Origin of the sequence: Celeribacter marinus, assembly GCF_001308265.1 — a bacterium.
In the GTDB taxonomy this organism is placed as follows: domain Bacteria; phylum Pseudomonadota; class Alphaproteobacteria; order Rhodobacterales; family Rhodobacteraceae; genus Celeribacter; species Celeribacter marinus.
In genome coordinates this window covers 2,549,515-2,564,439 of sequence record NZ_CP012023.1, presented here as the reverse complement: position 1 = coordinate 2,564,439, position 14,925 = coordinate 2,549,515, and the positions used below count along the sequence as shown (strand labels likewise).

The following is a 14,925-nucleotide window of genomic DNA, read 5'->3' as shown; positions in this document are numbered from 1 at the left end:
TTCGGCCGATGGAACGATCGGCTTTGGGGGGACTCCTCCGGTCAGGCGACGTCGCCTGGCTCGGGCGCACGTTTGGTACCGGTAACCATGGCTCGGGCAAGGTTTTCACGATGCCGGAACGAGGCCAAGACCACGCCGCCGACATGGACGGCAATCAGCAGAAGCATCAGATTGGCGAGGGTTTCGTGTACCTCTCCCAGCGCGCTTTCGCCGCCTTCACCATGTTCCGCGCGTTCGTCGCCATCGTCGTCAGCCCAGGCGGGCGCTACGATTTGCGGAAAATCAGGCAGCATTGTCATGCGGGTTTCATCCTCCATCAGCCAGCCCGTGAAAGCGGTTCCCGACAGGGTGATCAGTAGTGCGACGATCATCGCTGCACCCGCGGGGTTGTGGCCAAGATAACGGCGCTCACGACCACTGACCATGTCGCCGAGATAACGGACTGTCGCCGACGGCCCTTTCATAAACTGGGCAAAGCGGGCGTAACGGCTGCCGGCAAACCCCCAGATCAGACGGAAAGCCACCAGCCCTGCAACTATGTATCCCGCCACTTCATGTACCGTCGATAGCTCTTCAGCACTCAGGTATGCCGCTGCGAAGGCCGCTACGAGCCCCCAATGGAACATTCGCACTAGCGGATCCCAGACACGGATTGTACTTTCGGCACCGTGTCGTCCATCCTCGCGTTCAGTCGCGTAGGTTTCAGTCATTGTGGTCCTCCTCCTCCTCTTCTTCTTCGTACTCGAATTCAATGATTTGCAGATTTGATGGATGCACCGTCACCTCGATCCGGCGGCCCTCGGCGTCGCGCCCATCAATCTCGTAGCAGCCGTCGTCGATCTTGATGCGGCGCACCGTCCAGCCGTTCTCCTCGGCCAGTAGGGTGATACTTTCGCGCGGCTCCCAATCGGCCATTGGAACAAAGCAATCATCGTCCGCCAGTGCGCAGCTGGCTGGGAAAACCGCGAGAACGCTAATAATTATCAATGTCTTCTTCATGGGCCAAACTCCTCATGGGGCGTGTCTCGATGCAATATATGCGCTACCAAGCTGACGGCAGCCTGAATAACTGTATCTGCGCACGTCAGCTTTACGTAAGTCGCAACTGCCAAAAAAATGGTCCAGGAAAAAAGGAAAGGACAGATATGCGTATCCTGCTGATCGAGGACGACACGGTGCTGGGAGCAGCAGTGCGCGACCAGATTGCCGCCGATGGCCAGTCCGTTGACTGGGTCACACGCCTCGATACCGCCGGCGATGCGGTGAGGGCAACGTCCTATGACCTAATCCTTCTCGATTTGATGCTTCCGGACGGCCGCGGCATTGGCTTCCTTAAAAGCCTGCGCGCGCGGGGGGATGTGACTCCGGTCATCATCCTCACAGCGCTCGACCAGGTGTCGGATCGAATCGACGGGCTGAACGCGGGCGCCGACGACTACCTCGTGAAGCCTTTCGACCTGGCCGAACTGTCGGCCAGGATCGGGTCGGTCGCTCGGCGTTATAGCGGCAACCCAAACCCCCTTGTCACTCTTGGATCGCTCAACATCGACTTGGCCGGGCGCAGCGTGCACCGCGACGGCAAGCCGGTTGCGTTGACCGCTCGCGAATGGGCACTGTTCGACGCCTTCCTTGCCCGCCCTAGCCATTTGCTGTCCAAGGCCCAGCTGGAGGATAGGCTCTACGCCTTCGACGCCGAGGTGGAGAGCAATACAATCGAGGTCCATGTAAGCCGCCTGCGCAAGAAGCTTGGGAGTGCAGTCATCGAGACCGAGCGCGGCATGGGCTATCGGCTGGGTAAGCCGTGAGGCTTCCGCGCAGCCTGCAGACCCGGCTGGCCCTGTCGGTCGGTCTCGTACTGACGGCGCTGTGGCTGTTGGCTGCAACCGTCACCGCCGTAATTGTCCGGGGCGAGCTTGACGAAGTCTTTGACACTGCCCTGCGCGAAACGGCGGAGCGCATCCTTCCGTTGGCCGTGATCGACATCGTCGGGCGGGAAGATCAAGTGGTGAGTCAGCGGCTTGCCTCGATTCGGGAGCATGACGAACTTTTCACCTATCTCGTAAGGGATGCCGAAGGCCGGATTCTGCTGCAATCCCATGCAGCCGATCCCGCCGTGTTCCCGCGGTACGACGGGCCGGGGTTTCAGCAAACAGCCTCCCATCGCCTCTACGGCGATGCGGCGCTTCAGGGAACGGTCAGTATCACCGTGGCCGAGCCATTGGCCCATCGCGCATCGGTCGCCCGAGAAATCCAGATGGGTCTCGGCCTGCCGCTGCTGGTCATGCTGCCCGTAGTGCTTCTGGCCATCATCCTGGCCGTTCGCTTCAGCCTCGAGCCACTGCGCAGGTTCCGCACGAGGCTCGAGGCACGCGGCGCCCGCGACCTGTCAGCGGTTCCTGCGGATGACCTGCCGACTGAGATCGACCCCTTGGCCGGCACGCTCAACGGCCTTATGCGCCGGTTGCGCGAGGCTTTCGAGGCCGAGCGCAGCTTTGCTGCGAATGCCGCGCACGAACTTCGCACGCCGCTCGCGGGTGCTATTGCGCAGGCACAGCGGCTTCGGTCGGAAACACAGGATCCGGCCACAGAAGCACGGGCCGCCGAGATCGAGGCAACGCTGAAGCGCCTGACCCGGCTCTCCGAACGCCTAATGCAGCTTGCGCGTGCGGAAGGCGGGCGCTTGCGAGTGGACCGAAGCGCTGACCTTCGCGCCGTCGCCCGTATCGTAGTGGACGATCTCGGCCGCGTGGGCGCGCCAGGTCGGATCGCGCTTTCACTGCCAGACGCGGCGGTCATGTCGGACATCGATCCCGATGCCTTTGCCATCTTGTGCCGAAATCTCGTGGAGAACGCCTTGCGCCACGGGGCGGCGGATGTTCCGATCGACGTAAACCTGACGGAAAATGGCCAACTGATCGTAGCGAATGACGGTCCCGTCCTGCCGCGCGAAACCCTTGACCGTCTGACCGCGCGCTTCGAGCGTGCGAACGCAAGCAATGACGGCAACGGACTCGGCCTCGCGATTGTTGCCGCCATAGCTGACCGGATCGAAAGCCCGTTGATCTTGGAATCGCCGCGTCGGGGGGACACATCCGGTTTCCAGGCATCAATCCAGATGCCCACAGACAATCTTGCGAGAGGCACAGCGCTAAACGCCGAACGGCTAGCTTAACATCAACTGCTTCGTGCCTGTTCCTGCGCCATAGCATAATTTCCCTTGCCGCCGAGCCAACCGAGAACAGTGATGATCCAGTTCGGATCGATGAGTGGGCGAGCCATGTCGAGGTCAAGTTACCCGACGCTTCGTGACAACCCGTTGATCGGTAGGATGTGCTTGATCGTACAGCCGATGGCTGCTCCAAACGGAATACAGGCAGTTTTTGCAATCTTATAATGCTGAATTAATTGTGGCTAAATGCCACAACAGGGCTGCCTGTATGATGCTGGCAAGAAATAGGGGTGATTACTTCACATGGGCCGACCGCGCGCACCACGGCACCAACGACTGACGCAAAACCAGCGTTTTGCCATCGTGCGTAAGCGTGCTGAGGGGGTGCTAATCGAGGATCTGGCCCGCGAATTTGGCGTCACGACCCGCGAGAGACACGGGCGCTGTAGAATTCGTCGTTGAAGTGTTGACCAATAAAATCGCCGTCTGGCGGGTCTCCATATTACACCACCATAGTTCCCCTTAAATGCGTTGGATCAAGCACCTTATGAACAGCGTCCTGCTGACACTCTGATCCATCGCTGCAACCGCTTGAATTCGCCCTATATGTTTCCAATCCAATACACCGACAAGGCCGCCAGATGCTGGGCTGAAACCCAGTAAAGGCACGGCCGGTGAAGCGCCTGACAATGCATTGGTTGAGACGAAGATTGGCCCTCCAAAGCACTAAGCCATTTACATAGTGGGGCCATCGAGGCCAGCCGATGCAGGTGAATGGGAAGCATTGAAATAGGATGACTGCTTTGACGACCGGCGCATGCTCGAACCCATTGGCCCCATAACGCTAGCCGGAGCTTGTGCGGCCCCTGCGCTTCGAGGTCATGGCCGAAAAATCCATGATAGCAAAGTGATTGATGCGTTTGTGGGTTGGCAAGAACCGGCGAAAGCCATCGCCGACAAAGGGGCGATGGCGGTCATTTCTTCAAAATCCAATGCCAAAATGCGCATTCCTCATAATCGTGATCTCTACGCCATGCTCAACTTGGTCGAGTGGTTCTTTTTGCAAAATGAAAGACATGCGAAGGCTTACAAAACCTACGAAAAATCAAATGAAATGACCTCGCCATTGTCCACCTCTTCGCGATCAAGCTTTAGCTGAATAAAGTCTACACCCTAGACTGAAGCGCTATAGTCAATGCTGAGCGTTTCGACGATTTTGTCTAGGGCTTCGAGCATGTTTAGTGTCTGAGACAGCGGTCGGCAATCGGTCTGGGTTTTGCCCTCCGCGATGCAACGGGCCACTTCGGCGGCCTCATAGAACAGCCCTTCGAAATGCCGCCCGCGCGGCTCGTTGTAGTCAAGCACGATCGAGCCGTCCGCGGACAGAATCCGGAACGGTCCGGGTAGGTTGAACTCCGATCTGAATTGGACCGTGCCCAATGTGCCGACAATCGCGGCATTGGTTGGGGTGAGCCCGTAGAGCGTGGTGGCAAGAGTGGCTTGATTGCCCGACATGTTTTCCATCACCAATGAAATCTGACCGTGCACGCCGCTTTGATCCATCTGCTTGAGCCCCGCCATCCGTGTCGGCACCCCCATCAGCTTGGTGATTAGCGAAAGCGGATAGGTGCCCAGATCAAGCAATGGCCCACCTGCAAGTTTGGGTTCAAAAATACGATGGTCGCGGGCGAAATATTCGCCGTATTCGGTATGGATAGACTTGATCTCGCCAAGGCATCCGCTATCGAAAACCTGCTGCAACACGTCGAATTTTGGTAGGAAATAGGTCCAGAGAGCCTCCGCTAAAAACAGCCGCTTGGTCTGAGCCAGACCGGCCAGCTCTTTGCCCTGCGCATAAGTCATCGTCATCGGCTTTTCGACGAGCACATGTTTACCCGCTTCCAAGGCCAGTTTGACATGGGCGAAGTGCATGTTATGCGGCGTGGTCACGTAGATCACATCGACATCCGGATCGCAGACCAAAGCCTCATAGCTGGCATGGGCAATCGCAATATTCCATTCTTCGGCAAAGCTCTCGGCCTTCTCGCGGGAGCGCGATCCGACGGCGTGAAAGACTTGCAGTGTATGGGCGCGGGTCGAGGCGATGAACTGTCTGGCAATCCAACCTGACCCAAGCACGCCCCATCTTAGCGGTGGGGCGTCCATTGGATCGGGAATGCGCGAGGCGGGAAGGGTGCTTGGAAAAGGCATCAAACGGTCTCCCATGTTTTGGTGTCGAGTGAACGTTCCATAGCTTCGACAATACGCTGATTTGTTAGGCCAAAGCCAAAGTCGGGGGTGCACGGCCCGTCCGAGCAGATGCCATCAATCAAGTCGCGAATCTCAATGACCTTGACGTCAAAGTATCCAAGCCCGCCTCCGGCAAAGTCGAATGGAAAAAATGCAGAAAATTGGGGCACCTGACTGCCCGCGAGTAGGGTTTTGAAACCACGATCGCGCTTGTCGTCGTCATAGCGGGCGAGTTTGATCTCGTTGAACCGCTCGCCGTCCATGATGATTGTGCCCGTGGTCCCAGAAACCTCCCAGTAGATGCCGAAGACCTTGCCCGCGCTGATGCGGCTTGCCTCGATGGTGCCGCCCGCGCCCGAGGCAAAGCGGATCATGGTCTGGATCTGATCCTCATTTTCTACCGCGCGGCGGGGCGCATTCTCGGCGGCTTTGGCACTATAGCCCGATTGACCCTGCGGCTCGGGGCGGGTCGGGAAATAGGTCTGGGTCTGCGCAATGGTTTCGGTGATGTCGCCCATCAGATACTGGGCTACGGAAATGACATGGGAGCCGAGATCTCCCAAAGCGCCCGATCCCGCCTGTTCGCGCGCGCAACGCCAAGAAAAAGGCAGGTCGGGATCATTGAAGAACCCTTGATCAAACCATCCGCGAAAGCGCGTCGGCGTGCCGATCTCTCCGCGTTCGATGATCTGTTTGGCCAGCATCGCGGCAGGTGTCTTCACGTTGTTGAAAGCGACCATGGTCTTTACGCCAGCTTTTTGCGCGGCGGTGGTCATGGCCTCGGCCTGTGCTACGGTGACGGACAGCGGCTTTTCGCAATAGACGTGCTTGCCCGCCTCAATCGCCGCCATGGCCATGTCGAAGTGCAGGAAATTGGGCGAGGTGATGTCGACCACGTCTACTTGGGGGTCGGCAACAAGGGTGCGCCAGTCCCCCGTTGCTTTTTCGAAACCGAAGCGCGCGGCGGCCTTGTCGGCAAGCGCATGTGTCGCATCCGCCAGCATATAGAGGCGCGGCTTGGCGGGCAGATCTGGATAGAGCATTTCGGCGCGGCGGAAGGCGTCGGCGTGGGCTTGGCCCATAAAGCCCGATCCGATCAGGCCGATGTTGAGGGTCTTTGTCATGTGTGTCTCACGAATCTTGGAATGCGGAAAGGATGGCGTTTCGGCCGCGCGTGACGGCGGCGAGTGGCGGGGCCTTTTCGGGGTCCTGTTCGGCCTCAATCACCAGCCAGCCCCTATAGCCGCTTTCGCGGACGAAGCGGGTGAGCGGGGCAAAGTCTAGGCAACCATCCCCCGGAACAGTGAACATGCCTGCGCGCACCCCGCCGTTGAAACTCAGATCGCCCGCACGGACCGCGGCCATTACGTCGCGTCGCACGTCCTTTAGGTGGATATGGGTTATGCGATCCGCGAAGCCGTCGATCAAATCGGTGTACTCGAACCCAGCTGCTGCGGCATGGCCTGTGTCGAGCAATAGACCGACCTGTGTCCCGCACGCGGACATAAGCGCCTGAATTTCCGGCAGGGTTTCGGCGACCATCATCAGGTGGTGATGATAGGCCAGTTTAAGCCCGTACGTGTCACGTAGATGGATCGCAAACGCGGTCAGGCGCAGAGCATATGCGGCAATCGCGGCGCGCGGCATTAGCGTGCGGGTGGACATACCCACATCGAGCGGGGCGTCCCCCGTCATCATCGCCACCTCGCCATAGACCAGCACAGAGCAGCCCATGTCCCGCAAAAGGCTGGCATGTGCGTGCACGGCATGGATTTCCGCGTCGAGCGAGCGCTCAGCCAACTCCCCCGAATACCAACCCGAAACAAGCGAGAGATCATGCGCAGCGAGCCGTGGGCGAAGGTTTTTTGCATCGCGCGGGAATTTGCGACCCAGTTCGACGCCCGCGTAGCCCGCCTGCGCGGCCTCCGTCAAGCAGGTTTCGACGGGGATATCAGCGCCGAGATCATGCAGAACATCATTGCTCCACGACAGTGGGCTAACGCCGAGATGGACGCCTTGGGGTAGGGCGGTCATGCGGCACCTCCCTGCGGTGTCCAATCCGCGCCGAAGGCAACGGGCACTCCCGTTTGGTAGGATTGGAGTGCGGCCTCCACGAGGCGTTGCGCCTCATAGCCATCACGAATACCCGCTAAAGGTGCCTTGCCGTTTTCCAACAGGTCTACGAAAGCTTCCATTTCGGCGGCATAGGCCTGCCGGAAGCGTTCGATAAAGTAGTTTTCGGGTGCGGCCAAGCGTTTGCCGTCTGCGGACGAGACAGTCATATGGGTCTGGGTCTGGTTTTCAACGTTCAACACCTCGCGCGCGCAGAGTGCTTCCAGACGTTGGTCGTAGCCCATCGGGCCACGGCGGCATGCGGTGATATTGGCCATGCGGCCCGACACCGTGGTGAGGGTAACCATGAGCGTATCCACATCCCCTGCGACACCAATTTCATCGCTGATCAGGCATGCGCCGACCGCGTAGACGGTGGCAATTTCTTCGGCCAGCAGGAAGCGGGCCATGTCTGCATCGTGGATTGTGCTGTCGCGGAACATACCGCCCGAGGTTTCCACATACGAGCGCGGGGGCGGGGACGGGTCACGCGAGAACATTGTGAGCTGTTCCAGCGAGCCCGACATTCCAGAAGCAATACGAGCGTGCACTGCGCGAAAACTGGCGTCATAGCGGCGCTGGAACCCCATCATACAAGGAATTCCTGAGGCCTCCACGGCCTCCATAACTTGCTGGGTTAGCGCAAAGTCGAGGCTGATCGGTTTCTCGCAGAACACCGCTTTGCCTGCCTTGGCGGCGCGCATTAGTAGATCACCGTGACTATTGGTTGAGCTGGCGATCAAGATGCCGTCGATGGACGGGTCGTCAAAAACGGTGTCCGTATTAGTGATATTTGCTCCTGTATGCGCGGCCAATTCCGTGCGGGCAGGGGTGTCGACCGGATCTACGAGATAGATAAGTGCAACGCCCAGTTGCGCGGCGGCATTGGTTGCGTGAACCTGCCCTATACGCCCCGCGCCGAAACAAGCCAGTTTTTTCATGATAGTCCTCCATTCGCCCTGTCGGCGATGATGTAAGTTTACAAAATCGGGGGCGGTCGTGCTAAGGATGTTTTGATGAAATATCTTCAAGCGGAGGCGAAATGGTATCCAAGGTGACAGCAGCAGACGTGGCGCGGGAGGCGGGGGTGTCGCCCGCCACGGTGGACCGTGTGCTCAACAATCGAGGCGGCGTTGTCACGGATAAGGAACGGCGCGTTATTGCGGCAGCAAAGCGGTTGAAGCTGGACCGGGCGTTGGATTTGAGGGCAGCGCGGACTTTGCGGGTGGCCGCGATTTTACAGTCCGACGAGAACCCGTTTCACGCTTCACTCGCCCGCGCCTTTTCGGATCAGAACCGTGGGGTAAATCCGTTCAACATCCAAACGCGGGTCTTCATTGCGGATCCTTCGGATCCGTTGAAGGTCTATCAAACGATACAACGTGCGATTGCGGCTCATGATGCGATTATCACCTGTTTGCCCGACGAAGATCCCATTGCCGTTGAACTCGACCGATTTGCGGAAGGAGGAAAGCCTGTCATTGCCTTGGCCACGGACATCCGCGCCGAGCGTGCGATATATGTCGGGCCGGACGACTATACGGGCGGGCGCATCGCAGGCGATCTTATGGGGCGGTTTGTCGGGCCTCGGGGTGGAGACCTGATGCTGATTGGTGGCCTTTGGTCGATGATCGGACAGGCCGAGCGTCGACGTGGGTTCGAGGATGTACTGGCGCAGCGCTACCCAGCGTGTCGGCTCGTTCAAGCTGTAGAGAGCTATGAGAGGGGCGAAAGGGCAGGCGAGCTTGCGATGCAAGCGCTTGCGTCGCAAAAAGGGATCGTTGGCATCTACAACGCCTCGGCAGGAGGCGTCAAAGTTGCCGAAGCCATCAAGCGTGCAGAGCGCAGTGATGTCGTTTTTATTACCCATGAGTTGACCGAACACAGGCGGGCATTGTTGAAGGCGGGCCAGATCGATGCGGTGCTTGATCAAGAACCCGTTCTGGAGGTTGAAACGGCACTCTGTGTGATCGCGCATCACTACGGACGGCGCGACGGCATCGTGGATTACAGGACGCCGATCCGCGTGCATTTGCGCGAAACGTAAGGAAGGGTCTTGCTACTCTGCGATGTACTTTGCATCCTATGATGTAAATACACCATAGGAGCTCGTTATGGCCAATCGCCCGACAATCAAGGACATCGCCCGAGAGGCAGGGGTCGGTCCTGCAACTGTGGACCGCGTGCTCAACGGGCGCGGCACGGTCCGCGAAGAAACGGTGCGCAAAGTGGCCATGGCGGCGCATAAGGTTGGATATCACGCTTCTGCCCTTTTTGACCGAAGGCTAGACTCTTCGGTTCCACAGATGACTTTTGGAATTGTGCTTCACAAAGGGAAGCAGGAATTCTATCAGAATTTCGCCGCCGAAATTGAGCAGGCCGTTTCTGAGCGCAGTGATATTCGCGGGCGGGCTGTAATTCGGTTTTCAAGTGCGCAAACGCCTGAGGCCTTCCTAGATGAAATCCATGCGATCGCACCCAAGGTGGATGCTTTGGCCAGTTCGGCCGTCAATCATCAGAACATTACGCAAGAGGTTCAACGGCTCAAAGAGAGAGGAATCCCCACCTTCGCCTTGCTCAACGACTTTGCCCAAGGCGTTCGTGAAAACTATCTTGGCCTTAACAACATGCAGGTTGGGCGTTTAGCGGGGTGGATGGCCTCGACTGCCGCGCGCGCAAACGGTAAGTTCGGTGTTTTTGTCGGAGGCAATCGCTGGCACGGTCACGAGCTACGCGAGACGGGATTTCGCAGCTTCGTGCGGGACAGTGCTCCGAACTTCACGGTGCTCGATTCATTGGTGAATCTCGAGACGCGGCAGTTGACTTATGAAGCGACTTTGGAACTGCTGGTCCGTCACCCTGATCTGCGTGGGCTCTATGTGGCGGGAGGTGGCATGGAAGGCGCGATTGCTGCGCTTCGTGAAACAGTTCGGCCTCACGACGTGGCTCTGGTGGTCAATGAGTTAACAGAAGACAGCCGTGCAGCACTTGCCGACGGCTATGTGACCATGGTGATCTCAACGCCGTTGCGGCAACTGTGTGTTGAGCTGGTGGAAATGATGGTGAACGCAGTAAAAAATGGCGGTGCGGCTGTGCCAGGACAAGCATTTTTACAGCCGCAGCTCTATCTGCCTGAGTCCATTTAGTGATGTTTTTACATCAAAATTAGCCCCATAGTCACATCATGAATGATGTGATATTGAGCGCCCTCCGTTGACCCGAAGCGCGAAATGGGATCAACCTTCTGCCAGCCGAGACATGAAGACATGAGTTCGGCTGGGAGGATCATTTCATCCGAGCTTATAAATTTGCGGCGACGGTTCATCCCGTTTTTCGCAATTTGATCTCTTCGCCCAATGGGCGAGGGCTGGGTGAGGTTTGCCTTCCTACCAAAAAAAACTGCTTCGCGTCGAGGAGGTCGCGCAGCGGAAAGTGACGCTAACACGGGTCACTCCGGCCTAACAATTCAAACGCCGACGCGCCGGACGTCGGACTTGGGAGGAAACTCAATGAAAAAGACTATTATCGCGGCAGGTGTCGCTACCATGCTTGCCTCAAGCGCGTCCGCCGCGTCTATCGGTGTCTCCATGGCGCTGTTCGACGACAACTTCTTGACTGTTCTGCGCAACGGTATGATCGAGATGGCCGACGGTATGGACGGTGTAGACATTCAGGTCGAAGACGCTCAGAACGACGTGGCCAAACAGCTCGACCAAATCAACAACTTTGTTGCATCCGGTGTTGACGCGATCATCGTAAACCCTGTCGACACCTCCGCCACGCAGGCCATGACCGCCGCTGCTGAAGCCGCTGGCGTGCCGCTCGTCTACGTCAACCGTCAACCGATCAACGTCGATATGCTGCCCGACAACCAAGCTTTCGTTGCGTCCAACGAAATCGAATCCGGTACGTTGGAAACCTTCGAAATCTGCAAGAACCTGCGTGCTGCTGGCAAAGGCGGCGGTGCTCGTGCCTACGTGATGATGGGTGAGCTGTCCAACCAAGCGGCCGTTCAGCGCACCAAAGACATCGAAGACGTTCTTTCCATGGATATGTGCTCCTTCATCGAAGTCGTCGATCAGCAGACCGCAAACTGGTCCCGTGATGAAGCTCAGGATCTCATGACCAACTGGTTGTCCTCTGGTGAACCCTTCGACGCGCTGATCGCCAACAACGACGAAATGGCCATCGGCGCCATTCAGGCAATGAAAGCAGCGGGCATCGATATGGATTCCGTCGAGGTGGGCGGAGTTGACGCGACCGCAGACGCTCTCGCCGCAATGGCCGCAGGTGATCTCGACGTCACTGTGTTCCAGAACGCAGCAGGTCAGGGCGCAGGCGCTCTGGATGCCGCACTGAAACTGGCTGCTGGCGAAGATGTTGACCAGAAAGTCTACGTGCCGTTCGAGCTAGTGACACCCGCCAACCTCGGTGACTACACGAAGTAATCAGACACCCGTCTGGACGTGAAAACAGTGAAGCGGAGCGCAAGTGCCGCTTCACCTTACGCGCCTGTAACGGCGTGCCGAAATCTGGGAGCAAGATATGTCGAAAACATTGCACGGCGTAGGGGGATTGACCTTCGACGATAAGAAAAAAGCGCGCGCGCCTGAATGGAACGTGTTCTTTGCGCTGGTTCTGATCGTGGTTATTTTCGAGGGACTTGGGGCCTTGTTGATGGGTCAAAGCCTACTCTTCGATAGTGCTGACCGCTTTGACAGCATCTTCAACGAAGCGCGTTTGAAGATCATCATTCTTCAGGTATCTATCATTGGCATTATTGCACTTGGCTCAACCCAAGTCATCATTCTGGGTGGTATCGACCTGTCGCCTGGTTCGATTGTCGGCGCAACGGCCATGGTGGCAATGTCATTTGCACAGGTGGCCGAATTCAATGGCATGGAAAATCCCAGCTTGGTGTTCGGCGGTGTTTCCGACTTACCCGTCATTGTTCCAATCGCGGTTGGCATAGTGTGTGGTGTGATCGCCGGCGGTATCAACGGGGTGCTGATCGCCTACACGAAAATTCCGCCCTTTATCGCGACTTTGGGGATGATGGTGTTCGCGCGCGGCGCCGCCAAGTGGTGGTCCAAAGGCCAACCTATTTCTTTCCCGACCGACAGCTACGCTGCGCTCGGGTCGGGCATGACGCCGGTTTTCATATTCATCGCTCTGGCTGTCTTGTTCCACCTGGTTTTGAAGTACACGGTTTACGGCAAACACACATATGCCATTGGGTCCAATGAGCAGGCTAGCCGCATGTCCGGGATCAAAGTCGAACACCATAAAGTTCTCGTCTACACCATCGCGGGAGTCCTTGCCGCTCTAGCCGCGGTCGTGCTCTCGTCGAAAAACCTCACTGCGCAGGCCGGCATGGGTACCATGTACGAGCTCGATGCAATCGCTATGACCGTCATCGGTGGCGTGTCGCTCTCGGGTGGTCGTGGCTCTATCCTCGGCACGGTGCTTGGCGCTCTGATCTTTGGTGTCATCATCTCCGGTTTCACGTTCCTGCGCCTCGATGCCTATTATCAAGAAATGGTCAAAGGTGTGATCATCGTCGGTGCGGTTGTCCTCGATCAATATCGCCAAAAGCGCAATGCAGCACGGATGTAAGGAGAAAGAAATGTTGGATTACAGCAAGTCCGAAATCGTGCTGGAGACGCGCGATTTGACAAAACATTACGGCGGGGTTCATGCCCTCGAGGGAGCCAACTTTAAGATTCATCAAGGTGAGCATGTCGCCATAATGGGCGACAACGGGGCGGGTAAATCCACCTTCGTACGTCAAATCACCGCCGTCGAGCAGCGGACCCGGGGCGACATCATCCTCCACGGCGAACCGACGCATTTTGACGGACCGATCAAGGCACGAGAAGCGGGTATCGAGACAGTGTTCCAGAATCTCGCATTGGCGGATGACCTCGACGTTCCATCGAACCTGTTTTTGGGCCGTGAAAAGGTGAAATTCAAGCTTGGGCCGTTTTCGATCCTCGATAACAAAGCGATGCGCGAAGCGACGTTAGCTGGTCTGGTGAAGACAGGGGTGAAAATTCCCAACATTCTTAACTCGATCCAGAACATGTCGGGGGGGCAGCGCCAATGTGTGGCGATTGCCCGTACGGCTGCCTTCCATTCTAAGCTCACGATCATGGACGAGCCAACGGCCGCGCTCGGTGTGCAGGAAACTGCGCAGGTGGAGAACATCATTCGCACGCTCAAAGAGCAAAACGAGCCTGTGATCCTGATCAGCCACAATATGCGTCAGGTGTTTGACTTGATGGATCGGATCGTCGTGTTTCGTCGTGGCCGCATCTGCGCCAACATCAAGGTGGACGATGCGCTCAAGCCCGAAGACGTCGTAGCTTACATCACGGGTGCCAAAACTGGCGCAGAATTTCCCGAAGCCGAGTAGTTTCGATAGTCCCTTTGCCCCGTCCGCCGCCCTGCGGGTGGGGCGCCCACTCCCTTTAGCCTTACACGGAGCCACGCTATGAAGCATACACTTGACCCGCATATGATCCGTCATCTGTCTTTGGAGGATACTGTCCGCAAAGTCGCAGAGCTTGGTTACGACTACGTGGAAATGTCTCCGCGTCCAGATTTCTTTTCGTGGTGGACACGCCCCAAACTGTACCCGGAAAAAATCCAGTCTTTCAAAAAGGCGTTGCAGGAGAACAACGTGGGTCTTGCAACCATTCAGCCGATGTATCGCTGGGCCAGCCCGTACCAAGACGAGTGGGACATGGCGATCAAGAATTGGAAGCGCGCAATCGAGTTGGCTGTCGAATTAGAGTGCCCGATGTTTGTGTCCGAGTTCGGACGCGGGGGCTCGCCGAACCGTTCGCTCAACGACACGTCGGGTCTTCACCGCCCGGAAGTGTGCGAGGGGCAGTTCTTTCGTGCGATGGATATTTTGGTCCCTCTGCTTGAAAAAGAGGGGATCAAGCTGTCGCTTGAGGCGCACCCAGAGGACTGGGTCGAAGAAATTCATCCCGCCATCGACATCATCAAAACCATCAATTCGCCGATGGTTCGCGCGTCATTCATTGCGCCGCACACCTTCTTCTATGGCCCCAATATGGAAGCAAATTTGCGCGCAACCGCCGGTCTGTTGGAACATGTTCGTTTGGCCGACACCTATGATCACAACAAGTCATCTGAATTGCGCTACATCGTAAATCCACCAGAATCCAAAGTGCGCGTTCACCAGCATCTCGACTTTGGCCAAGGTGAAATAGACTGGGATCTGTTTTTCGCAATATTGGCCGAGATGAAATTCGACGGCGTGCTGTCAAACTGCGTGTTTGCCTGGGAAGACCGCGCCGAAGACAGTGCGCGGTTCATGCTCGCACAAACCAAACAGTATCTCGCAAAGCATTATAAATAAGGAC

The 14,925-nt window shown here is 57.3% G+C and carries 15 protein-coding genes; 9 read left to right on the top strand and 6 right to left on the bottom strand.

Going from position 1 to position 14,925, the window contains the following annotated elements; all coding sequences use genetic code 11:
• Positions 1 to 41: 41 nt before the first annotated feature.
• Both IMCC12053_RS12815 and IMCC12053_RS12810 read right to left on the bottom strand, forming a co-directional pair.
• Positions 42 to 710, bottom strand: a complete 669-nt coding sequence (locus IMCC12053_RS12815) for a cytochrome b/b6 domain-containing protein (RefSeq protein ID WP_062219649.1) — start codon at positions 708 to 710, stop codon at positions 42 to 44.
• The gene (locus IMCC12053_RS12810; RefSeq protein ID WP_062219647.1) at positions 703 to 999 is read right to left on the bottom strand and encodes a PepSY domain-containing protein; all 297 of its coding nucleotides are present in this window, start codon (positions 997 to 999) and stop codon (positions 703 to 705) included. The genes IMCC12053_RS12815 and IMCC12053_RS12810 overlap by 8 nt, the downstream gene beginning before the upstream one ends.
• Before the next feature lie 146 nt (positions 1,000 to 1,145).
• On the opposite strand from IMCC12053_RS12810, the gene IMCC12053_RS12805 reads away from it, so the two are divergent.
• The 3 genes from IMCC12053_RS12805 to IMCC12053_RS12795 all read left to right on the top strand — a co-directional run bounded on the left by IMCC12053_RS12805 (position 1,146) and on the right by IMCC12053_RS12795 (position 4,328).
• Complete coding sequence (locus tag IMCC12053_RS12805; protein WP_062219645.1) at positions 1,146 to 1,805, top strand: response regulator transcription factor; 660 nt, start codon at positions 1,146 to 1,148, stop codon at positions 1,803 to 1,805.
• A complete protein-coding gene (locus IMCC12053_RS12800) occupies positions 1,802 to 3,172 on the top strand; it encodes a sensor histidine kinase (protein ID WP_062219643.1) in 1,371 nt (456 codons plus the stop codon). The genes IMCC12053_RS12805 and IMCC12053_RS12800 overlap by 4 nt, the downstream gene beginning before the upstream one ends.
• Positions 3,173 to 3,986: 814 nt before the next feature.
• Positions 3,987 to 4,328, top strand: a complete 342-nt coding sequence (locus tag IMCC12053_RS12795) for a hypothetical protein (RefSeq protein ID WP_062219641.1) — start codon at positions 3,987 to 3,989, stop codon at positions 4,326 to 4,328.
• Positions 4,329 to 4,342: 14 nt separating this feature from the next.
• Here the strand turns inward: IMCC12053_RS12795 and IMCC12053_RS12790 are convergent, their stop codons facing one another.
• The 4 genes from IMCC12053_RS12790 to iolG are packed head-to-tail and all read right to left on the bottom strand — an operon-like array spanning position 4,343 to position 8,472.
• Positions 4,343 to 5,380, bottom strand: coding sequence for a Gfo/Idh/MocA family protein (locus tag IMCC12053_RS12790; RefSeq protein WP_062219639.1), 1,038 nt, complete (start codon positions 5,378 to 5,380; stop codon positions 4,343 to 4,345).
• Complete coding sequence (locus tag IMCC12053_RS12785; RefSeq protein ID WP_062219637.1) at positions 5,380 to 6,543, bottom strand: Gfo/Idh/MocA family protein; 1,164 nt, start codon at positions 6,541 to 6,543, stop codon at positions 5,380 to 5,382. The genes IMCC12053_RS12790 and IMCC12053_RS12785 overlap by 1 nt, the downstream gene beginning before the upstream one ends.
• A gap of 7 nt (positions 6,544 to 6,550) precedes the next feature.
• The gene (gene iolE, locus IMCC12053_RS12780) at positions 6,551 to 7,453 is read right to left on the bottom strand and encodes a myo-inosose-2 dehydratase (protein ID WP_062219635.1); all 903 of its coding nucleotides are present in this window, start codon (positions 7,451 to 7,453) and stop codon (positions 6,551 to 6,553) included.
• Positions 7,450 to 8,472 (bottom strand): inositol 2-dehydrogenase, encoded by a 1,023-nt coding sequence (gene iolG, locus IMCC12053_RS12775; RefSeq protein ID WP_062219634.1) that lies wholly within the window; start codon positions 8,470 to 8,472, stop codon positions 7,450 to 7,452. The genes iolE and iolG overlap by 4 nt, the downstream gene beginning before the upstream one ends.
• A gap of 101 nt (positions 8,473 to 8,573) precedes the next feature.
• Here iolG and IMCC12053_RS12770 point away from each other — a divergent pair, with 101 nt between their 5' ends.
• The 6 genes from IMCC12053_RS12770 (at position 8,574) to IMCC12053_RS12745 (ending at position 14,921) form a co-directional block, all read left to right on the top strand.
• Positions 8,574 to 9,578 (top strand): LacI family DNA-binding transcriptional regulator, encoded by a 1,005-nt coding sequence (locus IMCC12053_RS12770; protein WP_062219632.1) that lies wholly within the window; start codon positions 8,574 to 8,576, stop codon positions 9,576 to 9,578.
• A gap of 67 nt (positions 9,579 to 9,645) precedes the next feature.
• Complete coding sequence (locus tag IMCC12053_RS12765) at positions 9,646 to 10,677, top strand: LacI family DNA-binding transcriptional regulator (RefSeq protein ID WP_062219629.1); 1,032 nt, start codon at positions 9,646 to 9,648, stop codon at positions 10,675 to 10,677.
• Positions 10,678 to 11,040: 363 nt separating this feature from the next.
• Complete coding sequence (locus IMCC12053_RS12760; protein WP_062219628.1) at positions 11,041 to 11,979, top strand: substrate-binding domain-containing protein; 939 nt, start codon at positions 11,041 to 11,043, stop codon at positions 11,977 to 11,979.
• A gap of 97 nt (positions 11,980 to 12,076) precedes the next feature.
• Positions 12,077 to 13,147 (top strand): ABC transporter permease, encoded by a 1,071-nt coding sequence (locus tag IMCC12053_RS12755; RefSeq protein WP_062219625.1) that lies wholly within the window; start codon positions 12,077 to 12,079, stop codon positions 13,145 to 13,147.
• Between the two features lie 10 nt (positions 13,148 to 13,157).
• Positions 13,158 to 13,946, top strand: coding sequence for an ATP-binding cassette domain-containing protein (locus tag IMCC12053_RS12750; protein WP_062219622.1), 789 nt, complete (start codon positions 13,158 to 13,160; stop codon positions 13,944 to 13,946).
• Between the two features lie 78 nt (positions 13,947 to 14,024).
• Positions 14,025 to 14,921 carry a sugar phosphate isomerase/epimerase family protein gene (locus IMCC12053_RS12745; protein ID WP_062219620.1) on the top strand — a complete coding sequence of 299 codons (897 nt, stop codon included), beginning with the start codon at positions 14,025 to 14,027 and terminating at the stop codon, positions 14,919 to 14,921.
• Positions 14,922 to 14,925 lie beyond the last annotated feature (4 nt).

Coding starts and splice junctions, on each gene's coding strand:
- IMCC12053_RS12795 (WP_062219641.1), top strand. CDS start 3,987: ATGCTCGAACCCATTGGCCCCATAACGCTAGCCGGAGCTTGTGCGGCC.
- IMCC12053_RS12805 (WP_062219645.1), top strand. CDS start 1,146: ATGCGTATCCTGCTGATCGAGGACGACACGGTGCTGGGAGCAGCAGTG.
- iolG (WP_062219634.1), bottom strand. CDS start 8,472: ATGAAAAAACTGGCTTGTTTCGGCGCGGGGCGTATAGGGCAGGTTCAC.
- IMCC12053_RS12785 (WP_062219637.1), bottom strand. CDS start 6,543: ATGACAAAGACCCTCAACATCGGCCTGATCGGATCGGGCTTTATGGGC.
- IMCC12053_RS12760 (WP_062219628.1), top strand. CDS start 11,041: ATGAAAAAGACTATTATCGCGGCAGGTGTCGCTACCATGCTTGCCTCA.
- IMCC12053_RS12790 (WP_062219639.1), bottom strand. CDS start 5,380: ATGCCTTTTCCAAGCACCCTTCCCGCCTCGCGCATTCCCGATCCAATG.
- IMCC12053_RS12765 (WP_062219629.1), top strand. CDS start 9,646: ATGGCCAATCGCCCGACAATCAAGGACATCGCCCGAGAGGCAGGGGTC.
- IMCC12053_RS12750 (WP_062219622.1), top strand. CDS start 13,158: ATGTTGGATTACAGCAAGTCCGAAATCGTGCTGGAGACGCGCGATTTG.
- IMCC12053_RS12815 (WP_062219649.1), bottom strand. CDS start 710: ATGACTGAAACCTACGCGACTGAACGCGAGGATGGACGACACGGTGCC.
- IMCC12053_RS12755 (WP_062219625.1), top strand. CDS start 12,077: ATGTCGAAAACATTGCACGGCGTAGGGGGATTGACCTTCGACGATAAG.
- IMCC12053_RS12810 (WP_062219647.1), bottom strand. CDS start 999: ATGAAGAAGACATTGATAATTATTAGCGTTCTCGCGGTTTTCCCAGCC.
- IMCC12053_RS12745 (WP_062219620.1), top strand. CDS start 14,025: ATGAAGCATACACTTGACCCGCATATGATCCGTCATCTGTCTTTGGAG.
- iolE (WP_062219635.1), bottom strand. CDS start 7,453: ATGACCGCCCTACCCCAAGGCGTCCATCTCGGCGTTAGCCCACTGTCG.
- IMCC12053_RS12770 (WP_062219632.1), top strand. CDS start 8,574: ATGGTATCCAAGGTGACAGCAGCAGACGTGGCGCGGGAGGCGGGGGTG.